Raw genomic sequence first — 21,991 nt, forward strand, 5'->3', positions numbered from 1 at the left:
CTCAAGGTTTTATCAGGACGGCGGGAAAACCAGCGCATCCGGCACGTCGATATCCCACAACACGCCCGGATCATCCACCGCGACTTCAACCACCCGCCCTTGGGCAAACAACGGTCGCGCGCCCCGGTCACCGGACAAGGCCATCAGCCCCGCTGCAAACGAGCGACCAAACCCGACCGGATGCCCATAGTCACCATTCAACGTCGGCACGCTGACCGCATCCTCGGCAATGGCCGCCACGACACGTTCAATACTCGACGGCAGGATGAACGGCATATCCCCCAGGACAATCAGCCAGCCATCGGCATCCGGGCAAGCCGCCACGCCCGCCGCAAGGCTGTCACCCATCCCGGTGGACTCGATCGAGACAATGTCACACCCATAAGCCTGCGCCATGCGCACTGCCTGTGGGCGCGCCTCGGTCGTCACCAGCACTCGCTGATCGAGACTCGCCGGCAGGTTCACCAACACCTGCTCGATCACCGAACGCACCGCGCCATCGCGCCCGGTGCAATCGGCCAGCAGCTTGTCCTTGTCTGCGCCCGCCACTTCGCGAAAACGGCTACCCTCGCCCGCCGCCAGCACAATCACTCCTATGGTTCGGCTCATACACTCTCCACGGTTTTCTTCTGCTTGAGCTCGACACCATTCTTGATCGCGACGATCTCCGCCAACAGCGACAAGGCGATTTCCGCCGGTGAATGGCTGCCAATATGCAAACCGATCGGCCCGTGCAAACGGGCGATGGCCGCTTCTGACAAGCCTAGTTCAGCGAGATTTTCCCGACGCTTGCGGCTGTTGACCCGAGAGCCCAGTGCTCCGACGTAGAACGCTTTGGAGTCGAGCGCCGTGAGCAGCGCCATGTCGTCCAGCCGTGGATCGTGAGTCAGCGCGACGATCGCCGTGCGCTCATCGGTCTGGATATTCAGCACCGCTTCGTCGGGCATGCCGGGGACAAACCGTCCATGCTGCTCTTCCCAGCCATAGACGAATTCGGTACGCGGATCACAGATCAGCACTTCGAAATCCAGCAGTCGCGCCATCTCGGCCACATACCGTGACAACTGCCCGGCACCGATCAACAGCAAGCGCCAGCGCGGACCGTAAATGGCACGCAGGGTCTGGCCGTCGAAGCTCAAGGTGTCGGCCTTGCCGGCGGGTCGCAACACCACTTCGCCAGTGCCGATGTTCAACTCGCGCGCGACGATTTCATGGGCCTCGCAGCGATCCAGCAACTCGGCGACCCACGCCGGATCGCCGACCCGCTCCTCGGTCAGGCGCAGGGTGCCGCCGCAGGGCAGGCCGAAACGCGCGGCTTCTTCCTGCGTCACGCCGTAGGTGATCAATTGCACCGGCGGCCCGCTGGCGGGAATCCGCCCATCGTGCAGCCGGGCGATCAGATCGTCCTCGACGCAACCGCCGGACACCGAACCGATCACCACGCCGTCCTCGCGCAACGCCAGCATCGCGCCAGGCGCCCGGGGGGCGGTGCCCCAGGTCTGCACCACCGAAAACAACACTACCCGTTGCCCGGCGCGGCGCCATTCGAGCACGCTGCGCAGGACATTTAGATCGGCGCTGTCCATTACGCTTGCGCCTTTTGCCAGCCCTGCAACTGGTAACGCACCGGCAGGCTGCGGATGCGCTGGCCGGTCGCGGCAAAGATTGCGTTGCACAGCGCCGGCGCAATCGGCGGCACGCCCGGCTCACCAACACCGCCCAATGGCACCTCGCCCGGCGGCGTCACCAGGTGCACCGCGACTTCCTTCGGCGCCAACGACATGCGCGCCACTTCATACATATGGAAGTTGTCCTGCTGCACCTTGCCGTCCTTGAAGCTGATTTCGCCCCATACGGCATTGCCCAGGCCCATCACGCACGCGCCTTCGAATTGCGAACGGATCCGCTCGGGGTTGATCTGCGGGCCGCAATCGACGGCGATATCGGCCTTGTGCACGATCAGCGTGCCGTCGTCCTTGACCTCGACTTCGATCACCGCCGCCACATAGGTAACGAAGCTGTAATGCACCGCCAATCCGAGACCACGGCCCTTGGGCAACTGACGCCCCCAACCCGCCGCCTTGGCCGCCGTTTCCAGCACGGTGCGCATGCGCCCGGTGTCGATCGGATAACGCTCGGGGGACTCGCCGTAGTTCCACTCTTCACTGAGCGTACGCGGGTCGATCTGCCGATCCGGGCCGAGCAATTTGATCTGGTACTTGAGCGGATCTTCCTTGGCCTTGTGCGCCAGTTCGTCGACGAAACTCTGAATCGCAAAACCATGGGGAATGTTCGACACCGAACGGTACCAGCCAACCCGTGTATGCACCGTGGCCTCGGGGTTTTCCAGGCGCACGTTGGGAATCGCGTAGGCCATGTTGGTAAAGCCCATGCCCAGCTCGAACGCGGCTTCGTGATTCATGCCCGGTGCAAACAGCGCAGTGATGCTCGGCGCTACCGTGCGGTGCAGCCAGGCGGAAGGCAAGCCATCCTTGCCGACGCCGGCCTTGAGGTATTCGGCGGACACCGTGTGGAAATACGAATTGTGGATGTCATCTTCGCGGGTCCATTGCACGCGCACTGCCTTGCCAGGAAATTCCTTGGCGAGCACGGCCGCTTCAACGACGAAGTCCGGTTTGGACTTGCGCCCGAAACCACCGCCCAACAGCGTGACATTGAAGGTCACGTTATCGAATGGCAGCCCCAGACGTTCGGCGATCCGCTCGCGGGTGACCTGCGGCGCCTGGCTCGGTGCCCATGCCTCGCAGGTGCCATCCTTGTAACGGGCAATGGCAACCATCGGCTCCATGGGTGCCTGGGCCAGATGCGGCAAGTAATAAGAGGCTTCCAGCGTGCTGGCAGCACTGCCGATGGCTTTGTCGGTGTCACCGGTGTTGCGCACGACTTTGCCCGGCTTCTGCGAAGCGGCTTCGATCTCCTTGCGATAGGCGACCGAGTCGTAACTGGCGTTCGGGCCATCGTCCCACTCGATCTTCAGTGCCTCGCGGCCCTTCAATGCGGCCCAGGTGTTGCTGGCCACCACGGCCACGCCACCCAATGGCTGGAATTCCGAAGGCAATGGCCGGGGTTCGATCTGGATGACTTTGAGTACGCCCGGCACTTTCAGCGCGGCGCTGTCGTCCACCGACTTGACCTTGCCGCCGTATACCGCCGGACGCGCAATGACCGCGAACAGCATGCCGTCGAAATGCACATCGGCCCCGTACACCGCGCGGCCATTGACGATGTCGGCACCGTCGATGGCTTTGGTGCCTTCCTTGCCGATGTAGCGGAATTCCGCCGGTTGCTTGAGCCGCAGGCTGTCACGGGCCGGCACCGTCAGTGCACTGGCCGCAGCGGCCAGCTCACCGTACCCCAGCTCGCGCCCGGACGGTGTGTGAATGACTTTATGCAGTTGCGCGCGGCATTCGCCGACCGGCACCTTCCACTGCGCGGCGGCGGCCTGCTCCAGCATGGTCCGGGCGGCAGCGCCGCAACGGCGCATCGGCTCGTACCAGTGACGCATGCTGCGCGAGCCGTCGGTGTCCTGGTTGCCGAAGCGCACTTCATCCCCCGGCGCCTGCTGAACCTTGACGTGCGCCCAGTCGGCTTCCAGTTCATCGGCCACCACCATGGTCAGGCTGGTGCGCACGCCCTGGCCCATTTCCGAGCGGTTGCAGACCACAGTCACCGTGCCATCGGCGGCAATGCTGACGTAAACCTTCGGATCGTCGACCCAGCCGTTGGGCATGCCGTCGGCGCCGAACTGCTTCGGTTTGTCTTCGGCCAGCGCATCCTGCCAGCCCCAGCTCGCCGCCAGTACCAGTGCACCGGTGGCGCCGACGCCCTTCAGGAAGCCCCGGCGACTCAGATTGCTCAGGGCGAAATCGTTCGGTAAACGGCTCATGCCTTGGCCTCCTTCAGATGAGTGGAGGCCTGACGGATCGCAGTCTTGATCCGGTTGTAGGTGCCGCAGCGGCAGATGTTGCCGACCATCGCTTCTTCGATCTGTTCGTCGCTCGGGTTCGGGTTGGTCTTGAGTAACGCAGTGGCGGACATGATCTGTCCGCCCTGGCAGTAACCGCATTGGGCTACAGCCGTGTCGAGCCAGGCTTGCTGGACGATCTGGCCAACCGGGTCGGCATGCAGGTTGTCGATGGTGGTCACGTTCTGCCCGACCACCGAACCGATCGGCGTGATGCAACTGCGCGCCGGCGCGCCGTCGATATGAATGGTGCATGCACCGCACAGGCCCATGCCGCAACCGAACTTGGTGCCGTTGTAACCGGCGACGTCACGGATCGCCCACAACAGCGGCATGTCCTCGGTGACATCGAGTGGATGGTCTTGACCATTGAGTTTCAGGGTAATCATGGGCACGCCCGCATATTCATGGAGGTTATGGGGTCGAGCCATCTGCCACCGCAGGGACAGTGGTGGTTCGCGCAGATCGGCTCAGGCTAATCAGGCTCTCTTGTGCCGACGGGAACGTCTGCACCGGGCCTTTGGTGAAACAAATAGTGGAGTAAATGACCGGTATCGTTAGCTGGCTACGTTAACCCGCGATTAACAAAAAAGCCCTGTACTTTTTAAAAAGTGCAGGGCTTTTTGTTCAGCCTTGAAAGCGTAGCCTCAATAGCGATTGGGCTCCATTTCCAGCTCGACATTGAAACGCTCTGAAATGTCTTTCTGGATGCGCTGGGCCAGATCGAGCAATTGCAGCCCGGTCGCCGCGCCGTAGTTGACCAGCACCAGCGCCTGCAATTTATGCACGCCGGCATCGGCCTCACGAAAACCTTTCCAACCGGCGCGCTCGATCAACCAGCCGGCCGCCAGTTTCATCTGCCCGTCCGGTTGCGCGTAGGCCACCAGATCCGGATGCCGCGCCTTGATCTGTGCGACTACGGCCGCCGACACCAGCGGGTTCTTGAAGAAACTGCCAGCATTACCGAGCACTGCTGGATCCGGCAGCTTTTCGCTGCGGATGCTGCAAATCGCTCGACTGACGTCCGTCGGTGTCGGCTGCTCGATACCCTGCTCGATCAGGCGCTGGCGCACCGGGCCGTATTCCAGATGCAGATGGGCGACTCGATCCAGTGCGAAGCGCACCCGCAGGATCAACCAGCGACCCGGCTGCTGTTTGAACACGCTGTCACGGTAGGCGAAGTTGCACTCTTCCAGACTGAAGTCACGCAGCTCGCCGGTCTGGCGATCCAGCGCCGTCAGGCCGGCGAAGACGTCCTTGATCTCGACACCGTAGGCACCGATGTTCTGCATCGGCGCGGCACCGACCGTGCCGGGGATCAGGCTGAGGTTTTCCAGCCCCGAGAAACCCTGGGCCAGCGTGTGCTGCACGAACGGGTGCCACGGCTCACCGGCTTCGGCTTCAATCACCACGCGATTGCCGTCGTCACTGATGACGCGGATGCCACGGCTGGCCATGCGCAGTACCAAAGCCGGGATATCCGCCGTGAGCAACAGATTGCTGCCGCCGCCGATCACCAGCAACGGCACGTCGTGGGAGGTCGCGTAAGCCAGGGCTTCGCGCACATCAGCATCACTGTGGGCTTCGGCAAACAGCTGCGCGCGAACGTCAACGCCAAAGGTATTGAAGGGTTTCAGGGAAACCTGCGGTTGCACCTGCAAACTCATAACCGCCCCTTCACTTCGATCAACAGCTGATCGCAGGCACGCTCGATCAGATCCAGCACCTGCTCGAAGCCCTGATCGCCGTCGTAATAAGGATCCGGCACTTCGTCGACCACACCTGCATAGCGGCGCAGGAACAGGTCCAGCTCGGCCTTGCCGGTGGACGGCTGCAGGGCCTTGAGGTTACGCAGGTTGCTGTTGTCCATGGCGAGGATCAGGTCGTAGCTGGCGAAATCGGCGCGGCTGACCTGCTGAGCGCGCTGCGCCGACAGGTCATAACCACGCAGCTTGGCCGCGGCCTGACTGCGCTTGTCCGGCGGATTGCCGACGTGCCAGTCGCCAGTGCCGGCGGAGGCCACTTCGACCTGATCCGCCAGCCCCGCTTCGCGCAACTTGTGGCGCAACACACCTTCGGCAGTGGGCGAACGGCAGATGTTGCCCAGGCACACGAACAAAACGCGCATCAGGCCTCCAGCAGGCGACGGACGCGCTCAAGGTCTTCGGCGGTGTCGACTCCGGTTGGCGGCGCGATCAACGCGTCAGCCACATGAATCCGCACGCCGTGCCACAGGGCACGCAGCTGTTCAAGGGATTCGGTGTTCTCCAGCCAGCACGGGCCCCAGCTCACGAAGTCCTGAAGGAAGCCTGCGCGGTACGCATAAATGCCGATGTGGCGACGATACGGCACGCCTTCCGGCAGCACGTCGCGACTCTTGGCGAAGGCATCGCGAGCCCATGGCAGAGTCGCGCGACTGAAGGTCAGCGCCAGACCGTTGAGGTCACTGACAACCTTGACCACGTTCGGGTTGAACAGCGTTTCGAGATCTTCGATCGGCTCGGCCAGAGTGGCCATGCCTGCTTCGGTGTGGGCCGCGAGGTTGGCGGCGACCTGATCGATCACGCTCGGCGGGATCAGCGGTTCGTCACCCTGCACGTTGACCACGATGGCATCCGGCTCCAGGCCCAGCTTCGCGGCCACTTCGGCCAGACGATCGGTGCCGGAGTTGTGATCTTCACGGGTCAGCACCACTTCGGCGCCGAAGGCCTTGCAGGCTTCGACGATGCGCGCATCGTCGGTCGCCACGACCACACGGCTGGCGCTGCTTTTGCTGGCCTGCTCCCAGACGTGCTGGATCATCGGCTTGCCGGCGATGTCCAGCAGCGGCTTGCCCGGAAGACGGGTCGAGGCGAAACGCGACGGGATGACAACGGTGAAGGCTGTGGTCATTTATCCAGACGCTCGTCGGTGGTCAGGGTGCGGGCTTCGCTTTCCAGCATCACCGGAATGCCGTCGCGGATCGGGTACGCCAGGCCGGCGCCCTTGCTGATCAGTTCGGTCTTGTCGGCGCTGAGCTTGAGCGGGCCTTTGCAGACCGGGCAGGCGAGGATGTCGAGCAATTTGGTGTCCATGAACATTCCCTGGATAAAAACGGATTAAGGCAAAAGACGATCCGGCAACAGGCGCATCAACTGCGTATCGAACCAGGCCACGAAGGCCGGAGACGGCACGGCATCGACCGCCAGGTACCACCAGTCGGCAGCAGCGAAGGCACGGCACTTCACCGCATCCTTTTCAGTCATCACCACTGGCAATGACGGCGTGAAACTCAAGGCCTGCACGCTGTATTCGGCGTGGTCGGCAAACGCGTGGGGCACAGGCCGCCAGTCTAGCGCTTCGAGGGTATTGAAGAAACGTTGCGGGTTGCCGATCCCGGCCACCGCGTGCACGGCCTGACCGGGCGAAAAATGATCGAGCGACCGGCGTTCGCCGCTGCGCAGATTGACCAGCGCCGAAGGCTTGAGGCGGAAAGCGAAACCGCCATCGCGATCGTCGAGGGCGCCGTTGAACAACACGCCGTCGACGCTTTGCAGACGCTCGATCGGTTCGCGCAGTGGGCCGGCGGGCAGGCAACGCTGATTGCCAAGCCCTCGGGCGGCGTCGATCAGCACCAGCTCAAGATCGCGGGCCAGACGGTAATGCTGCATGCCGTCATCGGACAGGATCAGGTCCAGCGGCTCGCTGTCCAGCAGGGCTCTGACGGCGGCGCTGCGATCGGGATCGATCATCAGCGGCACGCCGGTACGCTGCACAATCAGCAAGGGTTCGTCGCCGGCGATGTCGGCAGTCTGATCGGCTTCGACCCGCCATGGCAGTTGCGCCGGTTTGGCGCCGTAACCACGGCTGACCACACCGACCCGCAGTCCGTGGCGTCGGCAGTGCTCGATCAGCCACAGGATCATCGGGGTCTTGCCGGTGCCGCCAACGGTGATATTGCCGACCACGATCACCGGCACCGGCGACTGATAAATCTCGCCTTCGCCGTCGAGAAAACGCTGACGCTTGCCGGCCACGACGCGACGGTACAGCCACTCCAGCGGCCGCAACAGCGTCAGGGCCGGGTGCCCCTGATACCACGCGGCGAGCAGACGATCGGACATGGCCATCAGGATTTTGGCGCCGCCTCGACCGTGGTCATGCGCAGATGGCTGAAACCGAGCTTGCCGGCCGCGTCCATGGCGGTGATCACGGATTGGTGCTGAGTCTTGCCGTCAGCACTGATCGACAACGGCATGCTGGTGTCGCCGTTGGCTTCCTTCTGCATGGCTTCCATCAGAGTGGCCAGGTCGTTCTTCGGCAGAATCTTGTTGTTCACCGAGAACACACCTTCGGCGCTGATGGCGACGTCCAGTTGCTTGACCTGCTGATCCTCGGCCGGTGAACCGCTGACCGCTTCGGGCAGATCGACGCGCAGCTGGGTTTCGCGGGTGAAAGTGGTGGTCACGACGAAAAACAGCAACAGGATGAACACCACGTCGATCAGCGACGCGAGGTTGATGTCGATCGTTTCCCGGGGTTTGCGACGGAATTTCACGCTTTGCCCCCGGCCAGATCGACGTCACGGTCGCCCTGCACCACTTCCACCAGCTTGATCGCTTCCTGTTCCATGCCCACCACCAGCTCATCGATGCGGCGTTGCAGGAAACGGTGGAAGAACACCGCCGGAATACCGACCATCAGGCCCGCTGCGGTGGTGATCAGCGCTTTGGAAATACCGCCGGCCAGCACCGCAGCATTGGTGGTCATGCCGGAACCGGTGAAGGCGCTGAAAATGTCGATCATGCCCAGCACCGTACCCAGCAGCCCCAGCAACGGCGACATCGCAGCGATGGTGCCCAGCGCGCTGACGTAGCGTTCCAGCTCGTGGATGACCCGGGCGGCGGCCTCTTCGATGCACTCCTTCATGATCTCGCGACCATGCTTGGAGTTGGCCAGACCCGCGGCGAGGATTTCCCCCAGCGGCGAGTTGGCGCGCAATTCCTTGAGTTTTTCCTTGTTGAGCTGCTTGTCCTTGATCCAGACCCAGACCTGACCCAGCAAATGCTCAGGGGTGACGCGACTGGCGCGCAGGGTCCACAGGCGCTCGGCGACAATCGCCATGGCGGCGATGGAACTCAGAATGATCGGCAACATCATCCAGCCGCCGGATTTGACCAATTCCCACACAGTGACAGCCCCCTCGAAAAAGTGCGCCACTTTACCATACCGGTTCGCGATAAAGACCCGTCGCCCCGACGACCGTGCTCAACGGTACTCTGCCTCCGACAACGGCGGGTCGCGCCAGAACCGGCGTTGTTGACGCATCGACCGGGCCGGCTGAAACCGTCCCAGTTGCAGATGAATGGCACCCTGCTCGGCGCTGTCGTGGATATGCACTCCCTGTTTGCGGTAGCGGGCAATGACGGTCGGGTGCGGATGGCCGAATGAATTGCCCTGCCCTCGGGAAATCAGCACGGCCCGGGGCTGCAAAGCCTTGAGCAAGGCCATCGAAGAGGAACTGCGGCTGCCGTGATGCGGGGCTTGCAGCCATTGGGTATGAACTGCCAGCACGCTGTCGAGCAGGTCCCGCTCGGCAGCGCTGTCGATGTCGCCGGTCAACAGCAAGCGTTCGCCATTGGCTTCGATCTGCAGGACGCAGGACCGCTGGTTGCTGTCATGGGCGTCAGCCCACTGCCATAGCTGGAAAGCAACGCCGTCCCACTGCCATTGCCGGCCGCTTTCGCAGGCCTCGGCGGTCAGCGCTTCGGGCAGCCCCGGCGGATCGCCGCTGATGATCCGCCTGACAGTCATCCCTTTCACCACGGCAAGCGCGCCACCTGCGTGGTCGGCATCGGCATGGCTGAGCAGCATCAGATCGAGGTGTTCCACCCCAAGTTTGCGCAATGCCGGCAGCACCACTCGCTCGCCGAGGTCGAAGTCACCGAAACGCGGGCCGCTGTCGTACAGCAAGGTGTGATGGCGGGTGCGGATCAGAATCGCCAGGCCCTGACCGACGTCGAGTTGCCAGACATCGGCCACGCCTTCGGCCAGAAGCTCTCGCGGCGGAAATGCCAGCACCAGCAGCAACGGCCAACCCAATGGACGCAAAGGAACGCCTCGGGGCAGCAATAACAACACGGCACCAAGACTTCCCAGCGCCCAGCCCCACCCTTGCATCGTCGGCGGCATCCACGCCGGCCAACGCCCGGCAATCAGGGCCAACGTCCTGAACAAGCCATCGATCAGCCCGCCGGCCAGCCACAGCAACCCTTCCCCGACATGAGGGATTGGCAGCAACAAAGTGCCCAGCAGCGCCGGCGGCAGCACCGCAAAACTGACCCACGGCACCGCCAGCAGATTGGCCAGTGGCCCACTGAGGCTGATCGGCAGGCTCAACGCCACCAACACCGGGCACAAGCCGATCGCGATCAGCCATTGCGCGCGCGTCCAGGTCTGCCACCAGCGCCACGGCCCCAGTCGGCCGCCGAAGGTAAAGATCAAAACACCCACTGCCGCGAATGACAGCCACAACCCGGGACGCAGGCTGGCCAGCGGATCCATCAACAACACGCCGTCGAACGCCAGCAGCAACGGCCACCACGCACCGAGATGGCGAAAACGCAAACGCCACAACAACACCAGTGCAACCATTACGCACGCCCGCCGCACCGGCACGTCGAACCCGGCCAGCAGGCCGTAACCCAGCGCCGCCGTGAACGCCAGACCACACGCCCAAGGCAGCCAGGGCCAACGCAACGGCCAAATCCCGACCCTTGCCAGGCCGGCGACCAGCGCATACATCAACGCCGCCAACAGCCCAATGTGCTGCCCGGAAATCACCAGCAGGTGCACGGTGCCGGTATCCTGCAAGGACTGCCAGTCTTCGCGACTGAGTCCCGAGCCATCGCCCAGCACCAACGCGGCCAAGGCTCCGTTGCGTCCCTGAGCATCCACCGCAAGCAAGCGCTGACGAATGCTGTCGCGCCAGGCCCACTGCGCCGGCGCCAGACGCTGGCCATCCTTCACCGTCCCGGTGGCGCCAATGCGCTGCGCCAACAGCCAGGCTTCATAATCGAACGCATCCGGATTGAGCAGCCCACCGGGGCGCTTGAGCTTGACCGCCACTCGCCAGCGTTCGCCACTTTTGACCTCAGGCCCGGCATACCAGGCCAGACGCATCAGTGATGGCAGTTTCTCGTGACGTGAGTGCGCATCGGCCAGTTCAAAGCGTACGACGCCCTCCACATTCTGCGGCAAGCCGACGACCCGCCCTTCCACCCAGCGCGTTTCGCCATCCAGCCGGTGAGGCAGTCGATCATTCAGCGCCATCTGCGCGTTGAAACCCGCCCATGTAAATCCAAGCAGCAAAAACGCCAGTGGATAGCTGCGAAACGGCAGCAGCATCAGCGCCACCCACGGCAACACCACCAATACCCCGACCGGCGGCAAGGCCGGTAAAAAAACCGCAGCCAGCAGACCGGCTGCCAGCGCCATCATCCCTGTGCGCATAAGCCCGTCCTTGAGAGTCCCACCCTCAGGCATAGCGGTTGCGGGACACGGGCGTCGTTATCAATTGTCACAAAGTCTGAATGGGCGGTTCGTAGAATCCAGACATACTTGCCGCCTTAACCGACCGAGAAGCCTTATGCCCCGGCGCTTATTCAAACGTTACATGCCCGATCCGACGAGCATCAGGGAACACAAATCCTTACGCTTTCTCGGCACGTTGCTGCATGACCCGAACCTCTGGCACCTCAACCGACACTCGGTGGCCCGCGCCATGGCCGTGGGCCTGTTTGCCGCGTTCCTGCCGATTCCCGCACAAATGCTGGTGGCCGCCGTCCTCGCGATCATGGTGCGCGGCAACATGCCGATTGCTGTCAGCCTGGTCTGGCTGACCAATCCGATCACCATGCCGGCGGTGTTTTTCTGCACGTATCAGGCCGGGGCCTGGCTGATGGATGTGCCCGCCCGCACCCTCCCCGATGAATTGACCTGGGAATGGATCAGCGGTGAACTCTCGACCTTGTGGCAACCGTTCCTGCTGGGGTCGGTGGTGGTCGGGCTGGTACTGGGTGCCCTCGCCTATTGCCTGGTGATGATGTACTGGCGCTGGTGGGTGGCGCGGCAATGGGCGCGGCGCAAAAAAAGTCGTCAGGCGTGAATGCAAAACGGCCTCCACTGTGGGAGGCCGTTTTTCATTGCAACATCGAAGAAATCAGGTACGCATTCCGCGCCCGCTTACCAGCAGCCGCGCGCAACCGAAATACAGCACCACCGTCGCCACCAGCATGAAAGTGATCGCGATACCGATGCGGATATCCGACACACCGAGGATGCCGTAACGGAAGGCGTTGACCATGTGCAGCACCGGGTTGGCCAGCGACACGGTCTGCCAGAACGGCGGCAGCAAGGTGATCGAATAGAACACGCCACCGAGGTAGGTCAGCGGGGTCAGCACGAAGGTCGGGATGATCGAGATGTCATCGAAGTTGCGCGCAAACACCGCGTTGATAAAGCCCAGCAGCGAGAAAATCGTCGCCGTCAGCACCACCACCAGAACGGTCACGCCCAGGTGATGCACCTGCAGGCTGGTGAAGAACAACGACAGAATCGTCACGATCACGCCCACCATAAGGCCTCGCAGGACGCCACCAATGGTGTAACCGATCAGAATCGTGTGCGGCGACACTGGCGACACCATCAATTCTTCGATGGAGCGCTGGAACTTGCTGCCGAAGAAGCTCGACACCACGTTGCCGTATGAGTTGGTGATCACCGACATCATGATCAGACCCGGCACGATGTATTCCATGTAGGTGAAGCCACCCATGTCGCCGATCTGCCGGCCGATCAGGTTACCGAAGATCACGAAGTACAGAACCATGGTGATCGCCGGGGGCAGCAGGGTCTGCGGCCAGATCCGGGTAAAACGTCTGACTTCGCGGTAAACGATGGTGTTGAGGGCAATGAGGTTGGGGCGCAGCTCGGAACTCATACCGCCACCTTCGACAGATTTTTCTCCACCAGGGACACGAACAGCTCCTCGAGGCGATTGGTTTTATTGCGCAGGCTCAGCACTTCTATGTTCTGCAGGGCCAGTTGGCCGAACAGCGCAGTGATGCCCATGGACTTGTCGACCTGGACTTCCAGCGTATGCGCATCCACCAGACGGGCCGGGTAGCCGGCCAGTTGCGGCGCGACCGCCAGATCGTTCTTCAGGTCGAGCAGGAAGGTTTCCACATGCAGTTGCCCGAGCAACTGACGCATGCTGGTGTTCTCGACAATGGTGCCGTGGTCGATGATGCCGATGTTGCGGCACAGCTGCTCAGCCTCTTCCAGGTAATGGGTGGTGAGGATGATGGTGATGCCTTTCTGGTTCAGTTCGGTGAGGAACGTCCACATCGAGCGGCGCAGCTCGATATCCACCCCGGCGGTCGGTTCGTCGAGGATCAGCAGACGCGGTTCATGCACCAGCGCCCGGGCGATCATCAGACGGCGCTTCATGCCGCCGGACAGCGAACGCGACGGCACATCGCGCTTGTCCCACAGACCGAGCTGAGTCAGATACTGCTCGGCGCGTTCCTTGGCGATCTTCGCCGGAATGCCGTAATAGCCGGCCTGCGTCACGACGATGTCGAAGGTCTTTTCGAACTGGTTGAAGTTGAATTCCTGGGGTACCACGCCGATGGAGCGCTTGAGCGCCGCCGGGTTCTTGTCCAGGTCGTTGCCAAAGATATTCACGGTGCCGCTGGTCTTGTTGACCAGGGTCGAGAGAATGCCGATGGTCGTGGATTTGCCGGCGCCGTTGGGGCCGAGCAAGGCGAAGAAGTCACCTTCAGCGACGTCCAGATCGATACCACTCAAGGCCTGGAACCCGTTGCCGTAGGTTTTGGTTAGCTGCCGGATGGACAGAGCGGAACTCATATCGGATTACGCACCAAGAAGAGAAAAAGGACTGAATGACGGCGGGCGGCGAGGGAGACAACCGCGGCGCACAAGCGCAATGGTGCTTGCCGCCGCCGCACAAGTACAGTCAAGTGTGTCGATAGTAGGTATTAAGTCAACGCGGTCATGACGGCTTTGCGATACGCCGGACGCTGCTTCAGTCGCGCGTACCAGGCCTCCAGATGCGGCATCGGCGCGCGCTCGATCGGCATCTCGAACCAGGCATAAATGAAACTGCCGAGCGGGATATCGCCCATGCCGATTTCGTTGCCGGACAGATAAGGCTGATGCTTCAGCGCCTGATCGGCCATCGCCAGCAAGCTGTCACATTCCTTGATCGCCGCATGGATCGCCGGCCAGTCCTGCTTGTCTGCCGGGGTACGCAGTACGCCCCAGAACACCGTGCGAAACGGCCCTGCAAAACTGGAAGTCGTCCAGTCCATCCACTTGTCAGCGGTGGCGCGGGTCTGCGGATCCGCCGGGTACCACGCGGTATCGGCTGCATGTTTTGCCAGCAGGTAACGCACGATGGCATTGGATTCCCACAGCACAAAACCGTCGTCCTGTATCACCGGCACCCGCCCGTTCGGGTTCATTGCCCGGTACTCCGGTGTGTCGACCACACCAAACGCGCCACCGGCGTCGATGGCCTCGTAGGCCAGCCCGAGTTCTTCGGCAGCCCACAACGGTTTTCTGACATTCGACGAATTCTTGCGACCCCAGATCTTCAGCATGACCGCCTCTTTTCCAGTGAATGGGCAGGCAGCATACGCCGGATCAGAGGCTGCCGACATCACCGCGCATGTCACTGGACAATGGTTTCTGCTGATCGTTGAACAGGTGCGGATAACATTTCTGCAGATGTTCGAAGAAAAAGGATTCCGGTACATCGGCGAACTGGCCGTGATCGACCAGGTACTCCATCAACAGCGCGCCATCACTGTTGTAAGGGTGAAAAACGCTGTCGTTCATGCCGTCGAATTCCAGCGGGGCCACGTTGAACATTTCGCAGAGCTTCTGGTTGAACGCGGGTGTGGCTTTCACCCAGCGACCATTGAGAAACAGCTCGGTATAACCATGCATGGCGAACACCTCGCTTCTCAGCAGCTCAAGCAGACGCGGCGTCGACAGATGATTTTTCACATCCGCCAGCCCAATCCGTGCGGGGATCGCGCAATGGCGCGCGCAACCGGCGAGCAGCGTGGCCTTGGGCACGCAATAGCTCTCACCCGCCGCCAGCGCGTAGCTGCCACGCAAGGTTTGCGGGTCGCGGCTGAAGGTGTACATGTTGTAACGCACCGCCTCGCGCACGGCGTAATAAAGACTGATCGCCTGCGCGAGCGGATCGCGGCTGGTACCACGGTGCTGCTCGGCGAACTCCACCACCGAGGGGTGGTCACTATCGATGAAGCGGCCGGGGCTCAGATACTCGTGCATGACGACACTCTCCTGATTGAGCCTCGAGTCTAGCGAGAGGTTCAGCACAGAGATAACGACGTTTCGGCCAAACATGCACGCAAAGACGCGGAAGCTGCGAACGATTTCCCACGCGTGTTGCCCACCGAACCTACAAAAGACATCCGGGGTTTCCCACGATTTCAATCACCTTGCTCTGACCGCCCCGTTTTGCAGATGCCGTCTAAGCTCTGGAGGGTCGGTTCGCCCTGGTTCACGGAGGATTAAATATGCTGTTGTTGTGGATACTGGTTCTGATCGTCGGCGTGGCGTATCTGGCCCACCGGCGCATCGCCCCGCTGCCTGCACTGGGCATCGTTGCCGCTTACCTGTTGGCGATGGGGATTTTCAGCCACGCGCCGGGCTGGCTGTTGCTGATTTTCTGGATCGTGCTGGCCCTGGTTGCTGCCCCGCTGCTGTTGCCTGACCTGCGCCGCAAACACTTCACCGCGCCGCTGTTCAGCTGGTTCCAGAAAACCCTGCCCCCGATGTCGCAGACCGAACGCGACGCGATCGATGCCGGCACGGTGTGGTGGGACGGCGAACTGTTCAGCGGGCGCCCGGACTGGGACAAGCTGCTGTCCTATCCAAAAGCGCAACTGAGCGACGAAGAACAAGCGTTCATCGACGGCCCGACCGAAGAGCTTTGCGCCATGGTCACCGACTGGCAGATCGGCCAGTCGATGGACCTGCCGCCAGAAGCCTGGACGCACATCAAGGAACACGGATTCTTCGCCCTGATCATTCCCAAGGAGTTCGGCGGCAAGGGTTTCTCCGCCTACGCTCACTCCCAGGTGGCGATGAAACTGGCGACCCGCAGCGGCGACCTTGCCTCCACCGTGATGGTGCCCAACTCCCTCGGCCCGGCCGAACTGCTGCTGCACTACGGCACCGACGAACAGCGCAATCATTACTTGCCACGACTGGCCCGAGGCGACGACATCCCGTGCTTTGCGCTGACCGGCCCGCTCGCCGGCTCCGACGCCGGCGCCATGCCCGACACCGGGATCGTCTGCAAGGGCGAATGGGAGGGCCAGGAAACCCTCGGCCTGCGCCTGAACTGGGAAAAACGCTACATCACCCTCGGCCCGGTCGCGACCTTGCTCGGCCTGGCCTTCAAGGCCTATGACCCGGATCACCTGCTCGGCGACAAGGAAGACCTGGGCATCAGTCTCGCGCTGATCCCGACCGACACCCCCGGCGTGGAAATCGGCCGTCGCCACCTGCCTCTGGGCGCTGCGTTCATGAACGGACCGAACTCCGGCAAGGACGTGTTCATCCCGCTGGAGTTCCTCATCGGCGGCCAGGAAATGCTCGGCAAAGGCTGGATGATGCTGATGAACTGCCTGTCGGTCGGGCGTTCGATCTCGCTGCCGGCAGTCGGCACCGGCGCGGCCAAGTTCACCAGTCTGGTGACCGGGCAATACGCGCAGATTCGCGAGCAGTTCAACGTGCCGCTGTCAGCGTTCGAAGGCATTCAGGAGGCCATGGCGCGGATCGGCGGCAACGCGTGGATGATGGATGCTGCGCGGATGCTGACTGCCAATGCGGTGGATCTGGGCGAGAAGCCGTCGGTGCTGTCGGCGATTCTCAAGTACCACCTCACCGAACGCGGTCGCGAGTGCATCAGCCACGCCATGGACGTGCACGGCGGTAAAGCGATCATCATGGGCCCGAACAATTATCTGGGCCGCAGCTGGAACGGCGCACCGATCTTCATCACCGTGGAAGGCGCGAACATTCTTTCGCGCAACCTGATGATCTTCGGCCAGGGCGCGATCCGCTGCCATCCGTTCGTGCTCAAGGAAATGGCCCTCGCCGGACGCGAGGACAAGGATCAGGCGCTCAAGGAATTCGATGGCCTGTTGCTCAAGCACATCGGGTTTGCCGTGAGCAACGCCGCCAGCACACTGGTGCTGAACCTTGGTTTCGGCCATTTCGAACATGCGCCGGGAGACAGGCTCAGCCAGGGTTACTTCCGCGCCCTCAACCGACAGGCTGCCGCGTTTGCCATGCTTGCCGACCTGAGCATGATGCTGTTGGGTGGCGAGCTGAAACGCCGCGAACGTCTGTCGGCACGACTGGGTGATGTGCTGAGCAACCTCTATCTGGCCTCGGCAGCGCTCAAGCGTTATCACGATCTTGACTCCCCGGCGTACATGGAACCGTTGTTCAGATGGGCCATGGAAGAAAGCCTCGGCCAGTCGGAAAAAGCGCTGGACGAATTGCTGACCAACTTCCCGAGCCGGGTCTTCGGCTGCCTGCTGCGGGTGATCGTGTTCCCGTTCGGTCGCCGTCACAAAGGTCCGTCGGACAGACTCGGTGCAGAAGTCGCTGCGGTCATCGGCCGGGCCAAGGGCGATCCGGCGCTGGAAGAACTGCTTGCCGGCTGCTATCGCCCGCAATCGGCAGACGATGCGGTCGGTGCGCTGCAACACGCCTTCGATCAGTTGAACGCTGCGCAACCACTGCACAAAAAATTGCACACTTCACTCAAGAGCGGTCAGGTCAAACCGGTGGCCGGCGAACACGTCATCGATGCAGCACTGGAGGCCGGGGTGTTGCAGGCCGTGGAAGCCCAGGCCCTGCGTGATGCCGAAGCGGCGCGGCGCAAGGTGATCGATGTCGATGATTTCGACAAAGAGGAGCTGAAACCCGCGGAAGGCAAAATCCGCTGATCCCTTCAATCAGTGAAAAACGGGCGCAGGGGCTTTATACTCCCGCGCCCGTTTTGCTCTTGAGGACTTATCTCGTGTCCAACGTCGTTGCCGATCATCTGGTTTTGCTCGACCACCTGCGCAGCATCCTGGTCGCCGTAGGTGAGGCCGATCAGGTTCCCGAAGAAAGCCATGCCCTGTTCCTGGAGCGTTTCGACGAACTGCTGGCTTCACTGCCGATCGAGCCGATCGAAAGCCAATACCTGGGCCAGGACATCCTGACTCAGGTGATTACCCGTTACCCGCAAATTGCCCACCTGATCCCGCGGGATCTGCTGTGGTTCTTCGCCGGCGACTGCCTGCACTACCTGTCCGACGAAGAAATCGACATGTATCAGGCGCTGGAAGAACGCCGCTACGAAGCCGAACAGAACGACGAACCGTTCGACTGGAACCAGGAAAAACAGCTGCTGGCGATGTCCGCCCAGGACAGCAAGCACTGATTTTTGCCTGATAAAAAAAGGCCCGCATGGTGATCCATGCGGGCCTTTTTCATGGGGTCAAAGCAACCCTTCACTCTCGGGCAATTCGTACTCGGCCAAAGGTTTTGTTCCGCCAGACTTTCCCGGTTTGCTCAGGGTCGGCTCTTTCTCCAGGCACTCCACCAGATAGTCGATGAAGACCCGCAGCTTCGGCGGCAAATAGCGCGTCGGCGAGTGCAGCAACCACAATCCGCCGTGGTAGGACGCCAGAAATGTCCAGTCCGGCAACACCTGTACGATCAGCCGCTGCTCCAGTGCATAACGCGCAGTGAAATACGGCAGGCTGCCAATACCGATGTGCTGCAACACCGCGCCCAGGCGCACGCCTGTGTGATTGGCGGCATACCGGCCGCGCACGCCGACGGTGACGGCTTTCGTGCCTTTCTTGAATTTCCAGCGCGCATCGCTCGGAGTTTCGCCCAGATAGATGCAACTGTGGTTGAGCAAGTCGTGGGGATGAGTCGGCGTCCCGTGTTCAGCCAGGTATTGCGGTGTCGCGCAGAGCAAATGGTCGATGGTCAGCAGTTGTCGTCCGACCAGTCCGGCCGGTGGACGATCCGTGATGCGAATGGCCAGATCGACATGGTCGTCGATCAGATCCACCTGGCGGTCTTCGAGCAACAACTCCACATCGACTTTCGGATAGCGCCGCAAAAACTCCGGCATGTGCGGATGAATCACGAAACGCCCCACCGCTTTCGGCACGCTGACCCGCACCAGCCCTTCGGCTTCGTGGTTGAACTGGCCGCTGATCTCCATCACCGACTTCGCTGCACTGACCATTTCCTGACAGCGCTTGAACACCTCTTCCCCGCCGTCACTCAAACGCAGTTTGCGCGTGGTGCGTTGGAGCAGCCGCGTGGCCAGTGCCTTCTCCAGCCGGGAAATACTGCGGCTGACCGCCGACGGCGATGAGCCCAATTGGCGAGCGGCTTCGGAGAAGCTGCCGGTCTCGACGACCTTGACGAAAATCGCCATTTCACCGAGCAGCGGCAGGGGAAGATTTATGCTCACAGCGCAACAGTCCTTTGATGTTTGAACGGATTATCACGTTATTGCACGATTCATATAATTAAAAAAGAAACTTTAATAAGGGCATGGAATATGACGCTTCGCCTCTTTTTCCATAGTGATGACCTCAAGGCCAATGTGGAAGTCCTCGACTGCACGCCCCACGAGAACGAATTCGCCGTTGTGTTGCGCGCCACGCTTTTTCATCCTCAGGGTGGTGGCCAACCCTGTGATACCGGCTGGATTGGCGACAGCCAAGTGCTGCGGGTCGTCCAGGAAGCGGACCGAATCATTCATTTCGTCAATCAACCTGTGCCGCTGGGCATGACCCAGATTCGTGTCGACGAAGAACGCCGCCGCTTTAATACCCGCATGCACTCTGCCGGGCATTTGATCGGCCACTTTGTCCAGGCCCTGGGCTGGATGCCGGTCAAGGCCCACCACTGGCCGGACGAGGGCCGGGTGCAATTCAAACCTGGAGATTCGGCCCAGGAAGTCGATGCACAAATTGTTCAGTTCGGCATCGGCCAGTGGATCGAACATGATCTGCCACGCCTGACATCCCTGCGCGAAGGCGCGCGGGAAATCGGTTTCGGTGAACTGCCAGCCTATGGCTGCGGCGGCACCCATGTACGCAGCCTGAAGGATCTGGGCACAGTCACGATCGCGTCCCTTTCGCAGAAGAAAGGCACGTTGTCCGTCCACTACAGCGTGGATTGAGGATTTCGGGCGCTGCCAGATGCAGCGTCCGGCGCCGGGGGAACCGCGTTCGCCGGTTCCGTTGACTATTCGATAGATGGACCTGAAACCATGATGCTTGACGTCGAGCGTCTCGATGAGACGTGCATAAAAAAACTGGCCAACGAAGAAGTTCTCGCCATCCGCGTCAAAGGCTTTCTGCCCCACGCGCAGGCGATCCAGATTGGTGACAAGATCCTCGCCCCTGGCTTCGAGGGTTACATCAACGCGCCCAGCATCGGCCGGATCGGCATGGCGTTCTACGAGGCGGAAAACCAGCCGCTGCTGATCGAAGATTATTTCGAGCGCGCCACCAGCAACATCGCCGAACTGCGTAACCGTTGCGCGCCCTACTCGTCGCCGGTCGACACCCTGCGCTGCATGCTCGATGAATCCTGGCCCGCAGGCGCCCATCTGGAGAACCTCTATGGGAGCAAGATGTACGTTGGCCTGTCACGGGTAGTGAAACCGGGCGTGTGCTTCCTCGCCCACCACGACATCTTCGCCAAGGATGCGCCGGAGAGTTTCCAGGCTCGCAGTCTGGAGGCGCAGTTCGCCTGCAACGTCTACCTCAACATGCCGACTGAAGGCGGCGCATTGCAGATGTGGGAAGACGACATCTCGCCAGACCGTTTCGACGAAATGCGCGGCGACAGCTACGGCATCGACCCTGCGCTGCTCGGCCCGCCCGCCCTCGAAGTACGCCCGGAACCGGGGGATTTCATCATGTTCAATTCGCGTCGCATGCACTCGGTGACGCCGGGCGTAGACGATCCGCGCCTGAGCCTATCGTTTTTTGTCGGCTATCGCGGCAATGCATCACCCCTGACTTTCTGGAGCTGAAATGACATCGAATTACCTGGGCGAGTTTCTGGCACTGGCCACCATCCACTTTCTGGCCGTAGTCGCTCCCGGTCCGGACTTCGCCGTGACCATCCGCCAGAGTGTGCGTTTCGGCCGATTGGTCGGCATCTGCACGGCATTGGGCATCGGCGCGGGAATTTCCGTGCACGTTCTGTACACCCTGCTGGGCGTCGGCGCCTTGATGCACACCACGCCCTGGCTGCTGACCGTCGCCAAAGTGGTCGGCGGCGCTTACATTCTTTACCTGGGCATCAGCCTGATCCGCAGCAAACCCAAGACGACCATGGAAGGCGAAAAAGCCAGCGACGAACCGCTGGTCGAGCAATCGCTGTTCAAGGCGTTCTCCACCGGTTTCCTGACCAACGCCACCAACCCCAAGGCCACACTGTTTTTCCTGGCGATCTTCACCACGATCATCAGCGCCAGCACGCCGCTGCAAATCCAGGCCCTGTACGGGTTGTGGATGTGCGGGGTGAATGCGTTGTGGTTCGTGATCGTCGCGCTGTTCTTTTCCAGCAGCAAAGTGCGCGTGCTGTTCATGCGCATGGGCCACTGGTTCGAGCGCAGCATGGGGGTGATTCTGATCCTGTTTGCCGGGCGTCTGGTGCTGTCGATGTAAGCACATTGATCGGAGAAGCCCGACCCAGACAGATTGGGCGGGCTTTTTCGATTCTGCGCCGCTTTTGCATTTCTGTGCGACGCGTCCCACTTCGGGGGCTCCCCTATCACTCGCGGGTGGTGTTAGTTTGCGAAACCGTCTGACGCATCGATCAGACACTTCCTACTCACCGCCTGCAAAGGAATGCCCT

23 protein-coding genes are annotated in these 21,991 nt (G+C 61.6%); 6 read left to right on the top strand and 17 right to left on the bottom strand.

Features of this window, described 5'->3' with window-relative positions; genetic code table 11:
• Positions 1-12 precede the first annotated feature (12 nt).
• The 12 genes from CAF79_RS05545 to CAF79_RS05600 all read right to left on the bottom strand — a co-directional run bounded on the left by CAF79_RS05545 (position 13) and on the right by CAF79_RS05600 (position 11,476).
• Positions 13-609, bottom strand: coding sequence for a nucleotidyltransferase family protein (locus tag CAF79_RS05545; RefSeq protein WP_085696999.1), 597 nt, complete (start codon positions 607-609; stop codon positions 13-15).
• The gene (locus CAF79_RS05550) at positions 606-1,586 is read right to left on the bottom strand and encodes an XdhC family protein (RefSeq protein ID WP_085697000.1); all 981 of its coding nucleotides are present in this window, start codon (positions 1,584-1,586) and stop codon (positions 606-608) included. Before CAF79_RS05550 ends, CAF79_RS05545 begins: the two co-directional genes overlap by 4 nt.
• Positions 1,586-3,907 carry a xanthine dehydrogenase family protein molybdopterin-binding subunit gene (locus tag CAF79_RS05555; RefSeq protein ID WP_085697001.1) on the bottom strand — a complete coding sequence of 774 codons (2,322 nt, stop codon included), beginning with the start codon at positions 3,905-3,907 and terminating at the stop codon, positions 1,586-1,588. The genes CAF79_RS05550 and CAF79_RS05555 overlap by 1 nt, the downstream gene beginning before the upstream one ends.
• Entirely contained in the window at positions 3,904-4,374 is a 471-nt protein-coding gene (locus CAF79_RS05560) for a (2Fe-2S)-binding protein (RefSeq protein ID WP_039770687.1), read from the bottom strand. The genes CAF79_RS05555 and CAF79_RS05560 overlap by 4 nt, the downstream gene beginning before the upstream one ends.
• Before the next feature lie 258 nt (positions 4,375-4,632).
• Positions 4,633-5,652, bottom strand: coding sequence for a UDP-N-acetylmuramate dehydrogenase (gene murB, locus CAF79_RS05565; protein WP_085697002.1), 1,020 nt, complete (start codon positions 5,650-5,652; stop codon positions 4,633-4,635).
• Positions 5,649-6,113 carry a low molecular weight protein-tyrosine-phosphatase gene (locus tag CAF79_RS05570; RefSeq protein ID WP_007950772.1) on the bottom strand — a complete coding sequence of 155 codons (465 nt, stop codon included), beginning with the start codon at positions 6,111-6,113 and terminating at the stop codon, positions 5,649-5,651. Before CAF79_RS05570 ends, murB begins: the two co-directional genes overlap by 4 nt.
• Entirely contained in the window at positions 6,113-6,877 is a 765-nt protein-coding gene (gene kdsB, locus CAF79_RS05575) for a 3-deoxy-manno-octulosonate cytidylyltransferase (protein WP_085697003.1), read from the bottom strand. Before kdsB ends, CAF79_RS05570 begins: the two co-directional genes overlap by 1 nt.
• Complete coding sequence (locus CAF79_RS05580; RefSeq protein ID WP_003179363.1) at positions 6,874-7,059, bottom strand: Trm112 family protein; 186 nt, start codon at positions 7,057-7,059, stop codon at positions 6,874-6,876. Before CAF79_RS05580 ends, kdsB begins: the two co-directional genes overlap by 4 nt.
• Positions 7,060-7,083: 24 nt before the next feature.
• Entirely contained in the window at positions 7,084-8,094 is a 1,011-nt protein-coding gene (gene lpxK / locus CAF79_RS05585) for a tetraacyldisaccharide 4'-kinase (protein ID WP_085697004.1), read from the bottom strand.
• A complete protein-coding gene (locus tag CAF79_RS05590; protein ID WP_085697005.1) occupies positions 8,094-8,522 on the bottom strand; it encodes a biopolymer transporter ExbD in 429 nt (142 codons plus the stop codon). The genes lpxK and CAF79_RS05590 overlap by 1 nt, the downstream gene beginning before the upstream one ends.
• A complete protein-coding gene (locus CAF79_RS05595) occupies positions 8,519-9,154 on the bottom strand; it encodes a MotA/TolQ/ExbB proton channel family protein (protein WP_085697006.1) in 636 nt (211 codons plus the stop codon). Before CAF79_RS05595 ends, CAF79_RS05590 begins: the two co-directional genes overlap by 4 nt.
• A 78-nt stretch (positions 9,155-9,232) precedes the next feature.
• Positions 9,233-11,476 (bottom strand): DNA internalization-related competence protein ComEC/Rec2, encoded by a 2,244-nt coding sequence (locus CAF79_RS05600; RefSeq protein ID WP_085697007.1) that lies wholly within the window; start codon positions 11,474-11,476, stop codon positions 9,233-9,235.
• A gap of 136 nt (positions 11,477-11,612) precedes the next feature.
• Between CAF79_RS05600 and CAF79_RS05605 the strand changes: the two genes are divergently transcribed.
• Complete coding sequence (locus CAF79_RS05605; RefSeq protein ID WP_085697008.1) at positions 11,613-12,131, top strand: DUF2062 domain-containing protein; 519 nt, start codon at positions 11,613-11,615, stop codon at positions 12,129-12,131.
• 54 nt (positions 12,132-12,185) lie between these two features.
• Here the strand turns inward: CAF79_RS05605 and CAF79_RS05610 are convergent, their stop codons facing one another.
• From CAF79_RS05610 to CAF79_RS05625, 4 genes are all read right to left on the bottom strand, one after another.
• Positions 12,186-12,965, bottom strand: a complete 780-nt coding sequence (locus tag CAF79_RS05610; protein WP_085697009.1) for an ABC transporter permease — start codon at positions 12,963-12,965, stop codon at positions 12,186-12,188.
• Positions 12,962-13,894 (bottom strand): ABC transporter ATP-binding protein, encoded by a 933-nt coding sequence (locus CAF79_RS05615; protein WP_085697010.1) that lies wholly within the window; start codon positions 13,892-13,894, stop codon positions 12,962-12,964. Before CAF79_RS05615 ends, CAF79_RS05610 begins: the two co-directional genes overlap by 4 nt.
• 131 nt (positions 13,895-14,025) lie before the next feature.
• Positions 14,026-14,649, bottom strand: a complete 624-nt coding sequence (locus CAF79_RS05620) for a glutathione S-transferase family protein (RefSeq protein WP_085697011.1) — start codon at positions 14,647-14,649, stop codon at positions 14,026-14,028.
• Positions 14,650-14,692: 43 nt separating this feature from the next.
• Complete coding sequence (locus CAF79_RS05625) at positions 14,693-15,352, bottom strand: transglutaminase family protein (RefSeq protein WP_085697012.1); 660 nt, start codon at positions 15,350-15,352, stop codon at positions 14,693-14,695.
• Positions 15,353-15,600: 248 nt separating this feature from the next.
• Between CAF79_RS05625 and CAF79_RS05630 the strand changes: the two genes are divergently transcribed.
• Together CAF79_RS05630 and CAF79_RS05635 are read left to right on the top strand one after the other, a co-directional pair.
• Positions 15,601-18,048 (top strand): acyl-CoA dehydrogenase, encoded by a 2,448-nt coding sequence (locus CAF79_RS05630; protein WP_085697013.1) that lies wholly within the window; start codon positions 15,601-15,603, stop codon positions 18,046-18,048.
• Positions 18,049-18,122: 74 nt separating this feature from the next.
• Positions 18,123-18,530: a PA2817 family protein gene (locus CAF79_RS05635; protein ID WP_007950758.1), complete on the top strand. Its 408-nt coding sequence runs from the start codon at positions 18,123-18,125 to the stop codon at positions 18,528-18,530.
• A 57-nt stretch (positions 18,531-18,587) separates the two neighbouring features.
• Here the strand turns inward: CAF79_RS05635 and CAF79_RS05640 are convergent, their stop codons facing one another.
• Entirely contained in the window at positions 18,588-19,583 is a 996-nt protein-coding gene (locus CAF79_RS05640) for a LysR family transcriptional regulator (RefSeq protein WP_085697014.1), read from the bottom strand.
• A gap of 90 nt (positions 19,584-19,673) precedes the next feature.
• Between CAF79_RS05640 and CAF79_RS05645 the strand changes: the two genes are divergently transcribed.
• From CAF79_RS05645 to CAF79_RS05655, 3 genes are all read left to right on the top strand, one after another.
• Positions 19,674-20,300: a hypothetical protein gene (locus CAF79_RS05645; RefSeq protein WP_085697015.1), complete on the top strand. Its 627-nt coding sequence runs from the start codon at positions 19,674-19,676 to the stop codon at positions 20,298-20,300.
• 90 nt (positions 20,301-20,390) lie between these two features.
• The gene (locus CAF79_RS05650; protein ID WP_085697016.1) at positions 20,391-21,161 is read left to right on the top strand and encodes a 2OG-Fe(II) oxygenase; all 771 of its coding nucleotides are present in this window, start codon (positions 20,391-20,393) and stop codon (positions 21,159-21,161) included.
• Between the two features lies 1 nt (position 21,162).
• The gene (locus CAF79_RS05655; RefSeq protein ID WP_085697017.1) at positions 21,163-21,801 is read left to right on the top strand and encodes a LysE family translocator; all 639 of its coding nucleotides are present in this window, start codon (positions 21,163-21,165) and stop codon (positions 21,799-21,801) included.
• Positions 21,802-21,991: the final 190 nt, after the last annotated feature.

This window comes from Pseudomonas sp. B26(2017) (assembly GCF_002113045.1).
Classification (GTDB): domain Bacteria; phylum Pseudomonadota; class Gammaproteobacteria; order Pseudomonadales; family Pseudomonadaceae; genus Aquipseudomonas.